This window comes from Dyella agri, from assembly GCF_044904705.1.
GTDB lineage: Bacteria > Pseudomonadota > Gammaproteobacteria > Xanthomonadales > Rhodanobacteraceae > Rhodanobacter_A > Rhodanobacter_A agri.
The window spans coordinates 78,597-90,559 of sequence record NZ_JADIKL010000001.1 but is presented as its reverse complement, the minus strand read 5'-3'; the positions used below and the strand labels follow the sequence as shown (position 1 = coordinate 90,559).

Annotated in this window: 16 protein-coding genes; 9 read left to right on the top strand and 7 right to left on the bottom strand. The window is 66.3% G+C overall.

The window, feature by feature from the left end; genetic code table 11:
• Positions 1 to 16: 16 nt before the first annotated feature.
• The 3 genes from ISP14_RS00420 to ISP14_RS00410 all read right to left on the bottom strand — a co-directional run bounded on the left by ISP14_RS00420 (position 17) and on the right by ISP14_RS00410 (position 1,089).
• A complete protein-coding gene (locus ISP14_RS00420) occupies positions 17 to 343 on the bottom strand; it encodes an EF-hand domain-containing protein (RefSeq protein WP_404535024.1) in 327 nt (108 codons plus the stop codon).
• Positions 344 to 431: 88 nt separating this feature from the next.
• Positions 432 to 671: a helix-turn-helix transcriptional regulator gene (locus tag ISP14_RS00415; protein WP_404535022.1), complete on the bottom strand. Its 240-nt coding sequence runs from the start codon at positions 669 to 671 to the stop codon at positions 432 to 434.
• Positions 661 to 1,089, bottom strand: coding sequence for a DUF2178 domain-containing protein (locus ISP14_RS00410; RefSeq protein WP_404535021.1), 429 nt, complete (start codon positions 1,087 to 1,089; stop codon positions 661 to 663). Before ISP14_RS00410 ends, ISP14_RS00415 begins: the two co-directional genes overlap by 11 nt.
• Positions 1,090 to 1,151: 62 nt before the next feature.
• On the opposite strand from ISP14_RS00410, the gene ISP14_RS00405 reads away from it, so the two are divergent.
• Both ISP14_RS00405 and ISP14_RS00400 read left to right on the top strand, forming a co-directional pair.
• Positions 1,152 to 1,556 (top strand): class I SAM-dependent methyltransferase, encoded by a 405-nt coding sequence (locus ISP14_RS00405; RefSeq protein ID WP_404535019.1) that lies wholly within the window; start codon positions 1,152 to 1,154, stop codon positions 1,554 to 1,556.
• Entirely contained in the window at positions 1,538 to 1,900 is a 363-nt protein-coding gene (locus ISP14_RS00400) for a YciI family protein (RefSeq protein ID WP_404535017.1), read from the top strand. Before ISP14_RS00405 ends, ISP14_RS00400 begins: the two co-directional genes overlap by 19 nt.
• A 16-nt stretch (positions 1,901 to 1,916) precedes the next feature.
• Here the strand turns inward: ISP14_RS00400 and ISP14_RS00395 are convergent, their stop codons facing one another.
• Together ISP14_RS00395 and ISP14_RS00390 are read right to left on the bottom strand one after the other, a co-directional pair.
• On the bottom strand, positions 1,917 to 2,246 hold the full coding sequence (locus tag ISP14_RS00395; RefSeq protein WP_404535015.1) for an ArsR/SmtB family transcription factor: 330 nt from the start codon (positions 2,244 to 2,246) through the stop codon (positions 1,917 to 1,919).
• A gap of 7 nt (positions 2,247 to 2,253) precedes the next feature.
• Positions 2,254 to 2,721, bottom strand: a complete 468-nt coding sequence (locus ISP14_RS00390; protein WP_404535013.1) for an SRPBCC family protein — start codon at positions 2,719 to 2,721, stop codon at positions 2,254 to 2,256.
• 313 nt (positions 2,722 to 3,034) lie between these two features.
• Here ISP14_RS00390 and ISP14_RS00385 point away from each other — a divergent pair, with 313 nt between their 5' ends.
• The 7 genes from ISP14_RS00385 (at position 3,035) to ISP14_RS00355 (ending at position 10,500) form a co-directional block, all read left to right on the top strand.
• Complete coding sequence (locus ISP14_RS00385) at positions 3,035 to 4,252, top strand: multidrug effflux MFS transporter (protein WP_404535011.1); 1,218 nt, start codon at positions 3,035 to 3,037, stop codon at positions 4,250 to 4,252.
• Positions 4,253 to 4,292: 40 nt separating this feature from the next.
• Positions 4,293 to 5,243, top strand: coding sequence for an ABC transporter ATP-binding protein (locus tag ISP14_RS00380; RefSeq protein WP_404535008.1), 951 nt, complete (start codon positions 4,293 to 4,295; stop codon positions 5,241 to 5,243).
• Entirely contained in the window at positions 5,240 to 6,001 is a 762-nt protein-coding gene (locus ISP14_RS00375; RefSeq protein WP_404535005.1) for an ABC transporter permease, read from the top strand. The genes ISP14_RS00380 and ISP14_RS00375 overlap by 4 nt, the downstream gene beginning before the upstream one ends.
• Before the next feature lie 78 nt (positions 6,002 to 6,079).
• Positions 6,080 to 6,928, top strand: a complete 849-nt coding sequence (locus ISP14_RS00370) for a DUF3014 domain-containing protein (protein WP_404535003.1) — start codon at positions 6,080 to 6,082, stop codon at positions 6,926 to 6,928.
• A 441-nt stretch (positions 6,929 to 7,369) separates the two neighbouring features.
• Positions 7,370 to 7,933 carry an RNA 2',3'-cyclic phosphodiesterase gene (gene thpR, locus ISP14_RS00365; protein WP_404535001.1) on the top strand — a complete coding sequence of 188 codons (564 nt, stop codon included), beginning with the start codon at positions 7,370 to 7,372 and terminating at the stop codon, positions 7,931 to 7,933.
• 85 nt (positions 7,934 to 8,018) lie between these two features.
• A complete protein-coding gene (locus ISP14_RS00360) occupies positions 8,019 to 8,792 on the top strand; it encodes a class I SAM-dependent methyltransferase (RefSeq protein WP_404534999.1) in 774 nt (257 codons plus the stop codon).
• 148 nt (positions 8,793 to 8,940) lie between these two features.
• A complete protein-coding gene (locus ISP14_RS00355; protein WP_404534997.1) occupies positions 8,941 to 10,500 on the top strand; it encodes a protein adenylyltransferase SelO in 1,560 nt (519 codons plus the stop codon).
• Positions 10,501 to 10,519: 19 nt separating this feature from the next.
• On the opposite strand, the gene ISP14_RS00350 is transcribed toward ISP14_RS00355, so the two are convergent.
• Together ISP14_RS00350 and ISP14_RS00345 are read right to left on the bottom strand one after the other, a co-directional pair.
• Positions 10,520 to 11,257 (bottom strand): class I SAM-dependent methyltransferase, encoded by a 738-nt coding sequence (locus ISP14_RS00350; protein ID WP_404534995.1) that lies wholly within the window; start codon positions 11,255 to 11,257, stop codon positions 10,520 to 10,522.
• 147 nt (positions 11,258 to 11,404) lie between these two features.
• Entirely contained in the window at positions 11,405 to 11,809 is a 405-nt protein-coding gene (locus ISP14_RS00345) for a GFA family protein (RefSeq protein ID WP_404534993.1), read from the bottom strand.
• Positions 11,810 to 11,963: the final 154 nt, after the last annotated feature.

Genomic DNA, 11,963 nt, shown 5'->3' with positions numbered 1-11,963 from the left:
GCGGTCCGGTTGGCGGTTAGTGCGATTCGCCGGCCGACGCAGCCGGCGCCGGCTGCGAGTGCATCAGCATGTGCGCGATGTAGGCGTGCACTTCCGCCTTGGTCACGAAGCCGGTGTGATGGGCGTCGATCGCATCGAAATGCGTGGCGATGAAGGCGACGGAGCCGGCCTGCGCCTCGGCCTTGCTGAGCTTGCCGTCATGGTTCCGGTCGGCGGCGTCGAAACTCTTGTCGAGCGCCGTCACGCCAGCAACGATGCTGTTCATCCCGGACTGGGCGTGCAGGCTCGCCGGCAGGCAGGCGGCGAGGGAAACGAGGCCAAACACGATGGCGTAGCGCGACATGGCGATCTCCTGCTGGGCGTGGCCGGTCGGGGCGTCCGGCGGTTGGTGTACGCCCGGCCGCGCGAGGCTAGCACGACGTGAAATGGTGTTATCGCCCCTGCTCGGGGGCAGTGCCGCCGGGGTTCCAGTGGAACACCTCGTCCAGCCGCTTGCCGAATACGTCGGCGATGCGGAACGCCATTTCCAGCGACGGCGAATAGCGCCCCTGTTCGATCACGGCGATGGTCTGGCGGGTGAGGCCTACGCGCTGGCCCAGTTCGGCCTGGGTCATGTCCTGCGCCAGGAAACGCAGCAGGCGCACCTCGTTGGTCAGCGCTTCAGTGGGCAAGGCGCGGCATCCTGCGATAGCTGACCACGATCAGCACGTAACGCACCGTTTCGGCCAGCACGATGGCGAACAGGGCGGTGTTGGTGATTTTCCAGCCGGTATCGCTGAAGGGCATCACCACGCCGACCACGATCATGCCGGTCAGCATCACGAAGTAGGCGACGCGGGTGGCGCGTGCGTCGATGGCGCGGTCGCGTTCGTCCAGCAGCAGTTCCTCGCCGCGCTCCTTCCGCTTCAGCAGCATCAGCCCGACCAGGTAGGCGATGGCGTGCACGCTGGCGACGGCCGCGAGGCAGGCAATGCGTTCCAGGAAGGTGGTCAGCCACATGGGGCACTCCGCCTGGATCAGGAAATAGACGACATAGGGCGGGCACTGGCTCCACAAGGCCAGCCAGGCGCGTTTCTCGAGCGATGACATGGGTCCCCCTCCTGAGTTCGCTGTAGTGGACGTCATGTTAGATATTATTTACATCATGTCAAGTGAATTTACCTTTTGCCGGGCTGGACGGTTTCGCCCGGCACCGGCCGGGGTTGGCCTCGCACCTGGCATTGTTCGAGATCGACCCGCCCGGCACGCAGGCGTGGAAGCGCAGTTGCCTGGCCGGGTTGGGCATGGCTGAACCCGGCTGGCTTTGCTTCGTGCCGATCGACTTCGAGGCAGGCGAACGCTGGGCGGACCGACTGGCCGCCGCGGGCTTCGACGCGATATGTACGGCCGTGATCGCGTGCATCGATGTCAGCCGGTATCTCGGCTATGACAGGCCTTGCCGCAGGCATGCCTGCGCATTTGTCGATCCGCTGCGACGCCGTTCGTCGCCCGCTTGGGCGCCGCATGACGCGGCGTCGCTACCCACAGGAGAGACAAGATGCGATTCCTTTCGATGATCCGGATCAATGAGCGCGCCGGCCAGAAACCCAGTGCGCAGCTGATGGAAGACATGGGCAAGCTGATGGTCGAGATGACGGCGGCCGGCTCGCTGCTGGATACCGCCGGCCTGCGGCCCACCGCGGAGGGCAAGCTCGTGCGCTTGTCGCGCGGCCGGCAGACGGTGACCGACGGCCCGTTCACCGAAGCCAAGGAGGTCATCGGCGGCTACGCGATGCTGCAGGCGGACTCGATCGACGAGGCGCTGGCGCTGGTTCGCCGTTTTCTGGATGTGCACGGCGACGAGTGGGAGATCGAGTGCGAGCTGCGCCAGGTGATGGGGAATTGCGACAACGCGGCGTGAGCTGTCGCATCCCGTCTCAGTTCTCGACGTGGCGTTTCAGGCGCGCCAGCGCCTGGTCCCACTGCGCCGCGATCGCATCCAGCGCGCGGCGCGCCTCGTCGAGCCGCGACGGCTCCAGCTCCCACAGCCGCTGGCGTCCCTGCCAGCTGTCGCGCACCAGCCCGGCGCCGGCCAGCATCTGCAGGTGCTTGGTGACGGCCTGGCGGGTGATCGCGGTGCCCGCGGTAAGTTGCGCGATCGACAACGCACCGCCGGCACACAGCGTGGCGAGCAGGCGCAAGCGCGTCGGATCGCCGAGCGCGGCGAATACGGGTGCGCTCTTCTGCCAGGCGGCATTTTTCGACATGGCGCGCTCAGCGTTTGGCGAGGTAGTTGCGGATGTTCTGCATCTGTTCGTCCCAGCCGCCGCTGTTCATGCGATACGCCTCGGCGCGGCGCTCCAGCGGGATGCGATCGAAGCCGGATTCGACAAGGCGGAGCAGGATGCCGTCGGCGGCATCCTCGAGTTCGAACTCCACCAGCGTGGTCGGCTCCTGCGTGTAGTCGGCCGCGGGATCGACGGCGTAGGGATGCCAGCGGTACGAGAAGCGGCGCTCGGGCTCGATCCGCTCGATCTGCATCTCGCACACCAGGTGCTCGTAGCCGGGGTAGGTGATGTGGCCGCGCGCGGTTTCGCCCGCGATGAAGCGCTCGCCCTTGAGGTTCACGCCGAACCAGTCGCCGAAACTCTCGGCGTCGACCAGGGCATGCCAGACCTTGTTACGCGGTGCCTGCAAAAGGATCTGCCGCTCGATGCGGTCGGTGCTTGCGTGCGTGTTCATGGAGTCCTCCGCCGATGAGAAAGGCAACCTTGAGGTTGCATGCTAAGCGTGTCCCGGAATATATGCAACTTTATGGTTGCATGATGGATTGCCTGCGACGGAGTGCGGCGAGCGGGGAGTGCCGGGCGGCCGTGGCGGTTCCAGCAGCATGGCCGTTCATTCCTGCGCCCGCGTCAAGAATGTCTTGCATGCGGCGGGTTGATTTCAGAACCCATTGGTTTAATATTGCCAGCCCTCCCAGCCAGGCGCGCGATGGCGCGTCGACCACAGGGCGCTTGCGGCCCCGTCCCTGCATCTTCATCGAGGTTTTGCCATGACGTCCCGTCTGTTCGGAGCGGCGCTGGTGCTCGGCCTGCTCTCGGCCATCGGCCCGTTCGCCATCGACATGTACCTGCCCGCGCTGCCGAGCATCCAGCGCAGCCTGCATACCGGCGTGGACGCGGCGCAGATGAGTCTGATGGCGTTCTTCGCGGCCATCGCGGCGGGGCAGGTGATCTACGGGCCGGTATCGGACATGCTGGGGCGCAAGCCGCCGATCTATTTCGGGCTGTGCCTGTTTGCGGTGGCGAGCATCGGCTGCGCGCTGGCGCCGGACATCCATACCCTGATCGCCGCCCGCTTCGTGCAAGGGCTGGGCGCCTGCGCCGGCATGGTGATACCGCGCGCCATCGTGCGCGACATGCACACCGGTACCGCGGCGGCGAAGCTGATGGCGCTGCTGATGCTGGTGTTCAGCGTGTCGCCGATCCTGGCGCCGTTGACCGGCAGTCTGGTGATCCGGCTGGCGAGCTGGCGCGGCATCTTCTGGGTGGTGTCCGGCGCGGCGGTACTAGGCCTGTTGCTGGCGAACTTCGTGCTGAAAGAGACGCGCACCAAGGCGCAACGGATGGAGAGCAGCCTGCGCTCGGCGCTGTTGTCCTACCGCACCCTGCTGCGCGACCGCCATTTCCTGGGGCTGGTGTTGATCGGCGCGTTCGGGGTGTCCAGCTTCTTCACTTATCTGGCCAACTCCTCCTTCGTGCTGATCGAGCACTACGGACTCACGCCCACCCAGTACAGCCTGGCTTTTTCGGTGAACGCGGTGTCCTTCATCGGCGCGGCGCAGTTCACCGGCTGGCTGGGCGGCCGCTACGGCCTGCGCCGGGTGGTACGCACTGCGGTGGTCGGCTACGCCGCGACCATGCTGGCGCTGCTGGTGTTGACCGCCGCGGGCATGGACCGGCTGGACCTGCTGATGGCGCTGTTGTTCGTGGGCTATGGTTTCCTGGGCCTGGTGATCCCCACCACGGCCGTGCTGGCGTTGGACCGTCACGGCCCGATCGCCGGCACCGCCTCGGCGCTGATGGGTACCATGCAATTCGTCACCGGCGCGGCAGTGATCGCGGTGGTGGGGCGTTTCCTCAACGGTACCGCCTTGCCGATGGTGGGCGGGATCGCTGCCTGCGCGTTGATTGCCTTCGTGCTGGCGCGGGTTACGTTGCGGCGCGACGACGAGCCCGCCATCGGCGGTGCGGTGGCGGAGCAGGCTTGAGGCAGATGCATCGGCAAGCGGCGAATCACGGGAGGCGGGCATGAATGCAGTGGCACAGGTGGTGACCGACGACATCCTCGTCGCGCGCGGAGTGGACAAGGTGTATCCGGGGGGCTTCCAGGCGCTGAAGCGCATCGATCTGGAAATCCGCCGCGGCGAGATCTTCGCGCTGCTCGGCCCCAATGGCGCGGGCAAGACCACGCTGATCAGCATCATCTGCGGCATCGTCAATCTCGGCGCCGGCAGCATCACGGTCGACGGCCACGACATCGTGCACGACTGGCGCGCCACCCGCTCGCTGATCGGCCTGGTGCCGCAGGAGTTGAAGACCGACGCCTTCGAGACGGTGTGGAACACGGTGCGTTTCAGCCGTGGCCTGTTCGGCAAGGCGCCGGATGACGCGTACATCGAGCGGCTGCTGAAAGAGCTGTCGCTGTGGGACAAGCGCGACAACAAGATACTGATGCTTTCCGGCGGCATGAAGCGGCGCGTGATGATCGCCAAGGCGTTGTCGCACGAGCCGCAACTGCTGTTCCTCGACGAGCCCAGTGCGGGCGTGGACGTGGAGCTGCGCCGCGACATGTGGGCGATGGTGCGGCGGCTGCGCGAGAGCGGGGTCACCATCGTGCTCACCACGCACTACATCGAGGAGGCCGAGGAGATGGCCGATCGGGTGGGTGTGATCAACAAGGGCGAACTGATCGTGGTGGAGGAAAAGGCCGCGCTGATGCACAAGCTGGGCCGCAAGCAGCTGCGGCTGCAACTGCACGATCCGCTGGATGCGGTACCCGGCGCATTGGCGTCCCACCATCTGGAGCTGGCCGCCGGCGGCAACGAACTGGTCTACAACTACGACACTCAGGGCGAGCGCACTGGCATCACCGGTTTGCTGGCTGACCTGGCCGCGGCAGGCATACGTTTCCGCGACCTCAGCACGCGACAGGACACACTGGAGCAGATCTTCCTGCAGCTCGTGAAGGAGGGCGCATGAACTGGTACGGCATCCGCGCGATCTACCGTTTCGAAATGGCGCGCACCGGGCGCACGCTGATGCAGAGCGTGGCGTCGCCGGTGGTGTCCACGTCCCTGTACTTCGTGGTGTTCGGCTCGGCGATCGGCTCGCGCATCACCAGCGTGGACGGGGTCAGCTATGCAGCTTTCATCATTCCCGGCCTGGTGATGCTGTCATTGCTGATGCAGAGCGTGTCCAACGCCTCCTTCGGCATCTACTTCCCGAAGTTCGTGGGAACCATCTACGAGGTGCACTCCGCGCCGCTCTCGTTCCTGGAAATCGTGCTGGGCTACGTGGGGGCGGCGGCCACCAAGGCGGTCGTCGTGGGCTTGATCATCATGGCCACGGCGCGCGTCTTCGTGGATTATTCCATCGCGCATCCACTGGTGATGGTGACCTTCCTGCTGCTCACCACGATCACCTTCAGCCTGTTCGGTTTCATCATCGGTATCTGGGCGGACAACTTCGAGAAGCTGCAGGTGATACCGCTGATGGTGATCACCCCGCTGACCTTCCTCGGCGGCAGTTTCTACTCCATCCACATGTTGCCGTCGTTCTGGCAGAAGGTGACGCTGTTCAACCCGGTGGTGTACCTGATCAGCGGTTTCCGCTGGAGTTTCTATGGTCTCGCCGATGTGGGCGTGGGCGTCAGTCTGGCCGCCACCCTGGTCTTCCTCGCGCTGTGCCTGGTCGCGGTATGGTGGATCTTCAAGACCGGCTATCGCTTGAAGGTGTGAGCGCCGCTGCTGCGCACTGAACGATTCGACGGCACGCGAGTCGAACTCTCACTGAAGCGAAAGGCGTGGAGGTGGGTGGTGGCAAACAGGCGCAAATCGGGCAGCGGCGGCTGGGTGCCGGCGATCATCGCCGTGGCGGTCATCGCCGCGGTAGCTGGTTATGTGGGCTGGCGCGCCACGCAGTCGAGCGGAAGCGCCGGACCGGCCCCGGCAGCTACCGTGGCCGCTGCCGCGAGCGCCGCAGTGGTGGCCCCGGCGGCGAGCATCCAGCATCCGATCGCGCAGGCCGCAGTGCCGGCCCCGGCCTCCACTGCGCCACTGCCCGCGCTGGACGACAGCGATACCAGCGTGAGTTCGGCGCTCGACGCGCTGGCCGGAGGTGGGCTGAAGGACTTGCTGCTGCCGCAGCAAGTCGTGGGCCGCATCGTCGCCACTGTCGATGCGCTGCCGCGGCATGCACTGGGCAGCAGTTTCATCCTGCCGCTGCATACGCCGCGCGGCGCGTTCCAGGTCGGCGAGACCCAGGGCATCCTTGCTGCCGACGCGCGCAACGCCGAACGCTATGCGCCCTATATGGCCATCGTGCAACACGCCGATTCACAGGCGCTGGTGGCGTGGTACGTGCACAGCTACCCGCTGTTCCAACAGGCATACCGCGAGCTCGGCTACCCCAAGGGCTATTTCAACGACCGGCTGATCGCGGCGATCGACGACATGCTGGCCGCACCCATGCCGGCGCAGCCACCCGCGCTGCAACGGGTGCAGGGGCGTTACCTCTACGTCGATCCTGCGCTGGAGTCGCTGTCGGTGGGGCAGAAGCTGATGTTGCGCCTGGGTCCGGCCGACGCGGCGCAACTCAAGAGCAGGCTGCGCGCGATCCGCGCACTGCTGACGGCGCAATCCTTGCCGGCGACGCCGGTACGATGACGGTATGTCCGGCTGGTCAGCCGATGTCGCACATCTGAGCGCGTCGCGCATCTTCGTCGGCGCGGCGCGAGTGTGTTTCCGACAGCCAGGACACCAGCGGGGGAATCTCCACCGGCGAAGGCTTCGGTATGGGTGACACGTTGGTCTTTCCAGCGAGCATCCCTGCGACCCTGCGTACTCCACTTTCCACTGTGGAGCGGGTCAGCGGCATATACATGCTTTACCCCTCGGTCGCCCCTGTGCGACCGGCGTGGGTACTTTAGCGGCATTCACACCGCCTGCACAATTACTTGCGACCATGTGTGTGCTGGTTCACGTATTGCGTCGCGCAATTATGGTGCGTCGGGTGGTCGGGAAGTTCGCGCTATGTGCGCTGAAATGGCTTTCTGGCGCGATGATGTGGCTGCGAAAACCTTGAGGTGCATCATCATGCGGTGCAGCATGAGTGATTCGTCCATGGGGCTGAAGGGCATTTGCCGCTTATTTCTTGCGTTGCTGCCTGACGAGGAGACGCGCGAGTCGCTGTCGCGGACTGCGGCCGAGGCCGGGATCCCGCAGGATGCCGGCCTGCGCCCGGTGAATCCGCGGCGCTACCACGCCACTTTGCACTTCCTCGGCGAGTATCCCGCGGCGCGGCCCGATCTGGCCGCGGCGGTGGAGCGGCTGGCCGGCGGCCTGCACGTTGCGGCTTTCGACTGGACGCTGGACCGCGTGCGCAGCTTCCATGGACGCCGTCCGCCGCGCGTGCTCTGCGGTGGCAGCGCGCCCGAGGCGCTGCAGCAACTGTGGCAGCGATGGCATGACCTTCTGCTGCAGGAACTGCCTGGGCTGGCACTGGACGAACGCTTCGTGCCGCACGTCACGCTGGGCTATGGCCGCGCGGTGTTGCCGGCAGCGGCGGTGACCCCGGTGCATTGGCCAGTACGGGAGTTGGCGCTGTTGGAGAGCCATCCTGGGCAGGGCGACTACCGGATGCTGGCGAGCTGGGTGTTGCCCCCAGGTTGAGGACGGCATGCGTCATCCGTCATGGGCGCGGTACGCGGCGATCGGGTGCACAATCGGCGTCCCTTCGCTGAACACGGAGTTCGTCATGCGCCCGACCGTTCTTGCCGCGTTGCTCGTGTTTACCCTTCCCGCTGCTGCGTTGGCCGCGCCCGCTGCCCAGTCCGGCAGTCATTCCGTTCCCGCCTATGTCACCGCTGCGGTCAACGACCCAGCCCGCGCCGCCGATGCGAAGGACGACGCCCGTCGCCAGATCGCCGCGGTGATGAGCTTCGCCGAGGTGAAGCCGGGTGGGAAGGTGCTGGAGCTGGTACCCGCCAGCGGCTACTGGACGCGGGTGTTCAGCGCCATCGTGGGGCCGAAAGGCCATGTCTATACGGTGTGGCCGGACGAGATGGGGAAGTATTCGGTCGAGGACTACGCGAATTGGCAGAAGCTGGTGGCCACGCCGCACTACGCCAACGTCAGCCTGCTCAAGCAGCCGGGTGCCCAGCTCAGCGTGCCGGCCAAGGTCGACGTGGTTTTCACGGCGCAGAACTACCACGACTACCACGACGCGTTCATGGGCCCGGTGGACATGGCGAAGTTCGACAAGGCGGTCTATGACGCGCTCAAGCCCGGCGGCGTGTTCGTGGTGATCGATCACGTGGCGCCGGCCGGTTCGGGCCTGGCCGACACCGACACCTTGCATCGCATCGACCCGGCGGTGGTGAAGAAGGAAGTGGAAGCTGCCGGTTTCGTGTTCGACGGCGAAAGCAATGCGCTGCACAACCCGGCCGACCCGCACACCAACAAAGTGTTCGACAAGTCGATACGCGGCCACACCGACCAGTTCATCTACCGCTTCCGCAAGCCCAAGTAACAGGTTGTCGCGGGCTCCGTGGACCCGCGAGCCAAGGCCGGCCGGTGGCCGGCCTTGGCGAGGCTGGAAACTGCGGGAAGCACGTTCCAGACTTCCATGAACGAGCTCTAGCTTCGAGGCAAGGGGCGCCGCGAGCTACCATCGCCCCATGCCTTCGCTGCATTTCGACAACAGCTTCCTCCGCGAGCTTCCGGGCGACCCTTCCGATGCACCCGGTCCACGCGAGGTGCCTGGCGCCTGCTACTCGCGGGTCATGCCCACGCCGGTAGTCGCGCCGCGCCTGCTCGCGCATTCGGCGGAGATGGCCGCCGCACTGGGTTTCGACGCAGGAGATCTCTCCGGCGATGCCTTTGCGCAGGTGTTTGGCGGCAATGCGCTGCTGCCCGGCATGCAGCCTTGGGCGGCGAACTACGGCGGCCACCAGTTCGGAGTGTGGGCGGGCCAGCTCGGCGATGGCCGCGCGATCTCGCTGGGCGAGGCGATCACGGCGAGTGGCGAGCGCCGGGAACTGCAACTCAAGGGTGCCGGCCCCACGCCGTATTCGCGCGGCGCGGACGGGCGCGCGGTGCTGCGCTCCTCGATCCGCGAATTCCTGTGCAGCGAGGCGATGCATCACCTGGGCATCCCCACCACGCGTGCGTTGTGCCTGGTCGGTACCGGCGAGGCGGTGGTGCGCGACCTGCTCTACGACGGCCACCCGCGCGCGGAACCCGGTGCCATCGTTTGCCGCGTGGCGCCGTCCTTCATCCGCTTCGGCAACTTCGAGCTGCCGGCTGCGCGCGGCGATACCGCGCTGTTGCGGCAACTGGTCGACTTCACCATCCGCCGCGATTTCCCGCAGCTCGCGGGGCAGGGCGAAACCTTGTACGGCGACTGGTTCGGCGACATCTGCGCACGCACCGCGCGGATGGTCGCCGGGTGGATGCGAGTGGGGTTCGTGCACGGGGTGATGAATACCGACAACATGTCCATCCTCGGCCTCACCCTGGACTACGGCCCCTACGGTTGGGTCGACGACTACGATCCGGACTGGACGCCGAACACCACCGATGCGCAACGCCGCCGCTATCGCTACGGCCAGCAGCCGAACGTGGCGTGGTGGAACCTGTCGCGGCTCGCCGCCGCGCTGGCGCCGCTGTTCGGCGATATCGCGCCGCTGCAGGCCGGGCTGGACCGCTACGCGGCCGTCTACGCCGAGTCGGATCGCGTCGATATCGCCGCCAAGCTCGGCCTCGCCACCTGCCGCGACGAGGACGTCGGATTGATGCAGTCCTTGCAGGCCTTGCTGCAGGAAGCCGAGGTGGACATGACGCTGTGGTTTCGCGGCCTGGCCGACTTCGATCCAGCCCGCCCGGCACTGGAACCGTTGTACGAGGCCTTCTACGACGCATCGAAACGCCATGCGCATGAGACCGCCTTCGCCGACTGGCTGGCGCGCTATGCCGCCCGCCTCGCCGACGATCCCTTGCCCGTCGCCGCGCGCCAGGCCCGGATGCGTTGCGCCAACCCGCGTTACGTGCTGCGCAACTACCTCGCCCAGCAGGCGATCGAGCGCGCGGAGCAAGGTGATTGCGCAGGCATCCACGAGCTGCTCGATGTGTTGCGCCATCCATACGACGAACAGCCCGATCGCGAGGCCTATGCGCGGAAGCGTCCCGATTGGGCGCGCCACAAGCCAGGCTGTTCGATGCTTTCGTGCAGTTCCTGATTCAGGGCATGCGTCTGCTTCAGGGTTTGCGTCCGCGCACGATCCACACCCATGGAAACATCCGGAATTCGGGCCACGAGCGACGCACGTCCAATCCGGCTTCGCGCAGCACCTGGGCATAGAGCGCGGTGTGGCGGAAATCGAGCAGGGCGACCCGTCCGCCGGGTTTCAGCACGCGGGCGATTTCGCGCACGGCCTGCTCGCGATCGGTCTCGGTGGGCAGATTGTGGATGGCGAGGCTGGAGACGATGGCGTCGAAGCTGGCGTCGGCGTAAGGCAGGTGGCGCATGTCGCCGGTGTCGATGCGTACGCGATCGGCCACGCCAGCGAGCTCGGCGTTGTGCTGGGTGGCCGCCGCGGCGTTGCCGCTCTGGTCGCGCGTGCTCCACAGGTCGAGGCCGGTGGCGCGGCCGCATGGGAGGCGGCGCGCCGCTTCGAGCAGCAGCAGGCCGCGGCCGCAGCCCACATCCAGCACCTGTTCGCCGCCATGCAACTGCAAGCTGTCGATCATCCGGCGGATCACCCGCTGCTTGCCGTACAGGCTGCTCAGCGTCATCAGGATCGCCTCGGCACACAGCACGGAGCCGGTGTAGCGCATCGTCAGCGACAGCGCGGGCGCGAAACCGTCGAACAAGCTGGCGAGCAGCAACAGCGGGCCGCCGATGGCGAAGCCCAGCACCAGGCCGGGCGCATCGATGCCGAAGCGCGGCCTGCTGTTGGCGTGGTTACCTTCGATCCCCTGCGTGTTGCCCGGCATGGCGCCTGCTCCGTATGCCCAATGTGCCCATCATCCCGGCGTGCCGGCAGGGCGATCCAGTGACAGCTGTCACGCGGATGGGATGCGGCCACGCGATCGACGCGTCGCATCTACGCCGCGGTCGGGCAGTGGATGCGGTGTGCAGCGTCAGTCCGTGTCTTTTGCGTAACGGGTGATCCCGTCGGGCAAGCGGACCCATGCGTGCTTGCGGCATTCGTAGACGGAGTCTTGCGGCGCGGGGAAATCCGGATCGGCAAAGGCGCCGACTGCCACCATCACGTACGTGTCGTTCCCTTCCTCGGTGTGGAAAACCGTACTGCCGCAGATGGGGCAAAACCGGAAGCGGAACGCCGTTCCATGGTCGCCCGTCCGCACGTATTCCGTGGCGGTGCCGGTAACTGCAAAGGGGGCGGAGTAGGCGGCAAGCGTCGCGAAGACACTGCCGGTGCGCCGCTGGCACGCAAAGCAGTGGCAGACGCCTGCACCCAGCGAATCACCTTGTACCTCGATGCGAAGCTGTCCGCAGCAACATGAAGCCGTTCTGTTTGTCATGCAAACCTCGGCGGGAGTTTGTGATGTGCGCGAGCAGGGGCGTGACGGTTTCCCCGGAAGCGAAGACATAACCTATGCGATGACTCCAGGCCAGTGCCTATGCTCGGAGGCGGAAGGATCGAGGCTTGCCCCGGCGTGCATGCGCGGCGGACGT

Excerpts from the sequence above, each read along its gene's own strand:
- ISP14_RS00420 (WP_404535024.1), bottom strand. The coding sequence starts at position 343 with ATGTCGCGCTACGCCATCGTGTTTGGCCTCGTTTCCCTCGCCGCCTGC.
- ISP14_RS00410 (WP_404535021.1), bottom strand. The coding sequence starts at position 1,089 with ATGTCATCGCTCGAGAAACGCGCCTGGCTGGCCTTGTGGAGCCAGTGC.
- ISP14_RS00400 (WP_404535017.1), top strand. The coding sequence starts at position 1,538 with ATGCGATTCCTTTCGATGATCCGGATCAATGAGCGCGCCGGCCAGAAA.
- ISP14_RS00395 (WP_404535015.1), bottom strand. The coding sequence starts at position 2,246 with ATGTCGAAAAATGCCGCCTGGCAGAAGAGCGCACCCGTATTCGCCGCG.
- ISP14_RS00390 (WP_404535013.1), bottom strand. The coding sequence starts at position 2,721 with ATGAACACGCACGCAAGCACCGACCGCATCGAGCGGCAGATCCTTTTG.
- ISP14_RS00385 (WP_404535011.1), top strand. The coding sequence starts at position 3,035 with ATGACGTCCCGTCTGTTCGGAGCGGCGCTGGTGCTCGGCCTGCTCTCG.
- ISP14_RS00380 (WP_404535008.1), top strand. The coding sequence starts at position 4,293 with ATGAATGCAGTGGCACAGGTGGTGACCGACGACATCCTCGTCGCGCGC.
- ISP14_RS00375 (WP_404535005.1), top strand. The coding sequence starts at position 5,240 with ATGAACTGGTACGGCATCCGCGCGATCTACCGTTTCGAAATGGCGCGC.
- thpR (WP_404535001.1), top strand. The coding sequence starts at position 7,370 with ATGAGTGATTCGTCCATGGGGCTGAAGGGCATTTGCCGCTTATTTCTT.
- ISP14_RS00360 (WP_404534999.1), top strand. The coding sequence starts at position 8,019 with ATGCGCCCGACCGTTCTTGCCGCGTTGCTCGTGTTTACCCTTCCCGCT.
- ISP14_RS00355 (WP_404534997.1), top strand. The coding sequence starts at position 8,941 with ATGCCTTCGCTGCATTTCGACAACAGCTTCCTCCGCGAGCTTCCGGGC.
- ISP14_RS00350 (WP_404534995.1), bottom strand. The coding sequence starts at position 11,257 with ATGCCGGGCAACACGCAGGGGATCGAAGGTAACCACGCCAACAGCAGG.
- ISP14_RS00345 (WP_404534993.1), bottom strand. The coding sequence starts at position 11,809 with ATGACAAACAGAACGGCTTCATGTTGCTGCGGACAGCTTCGCATCGAG.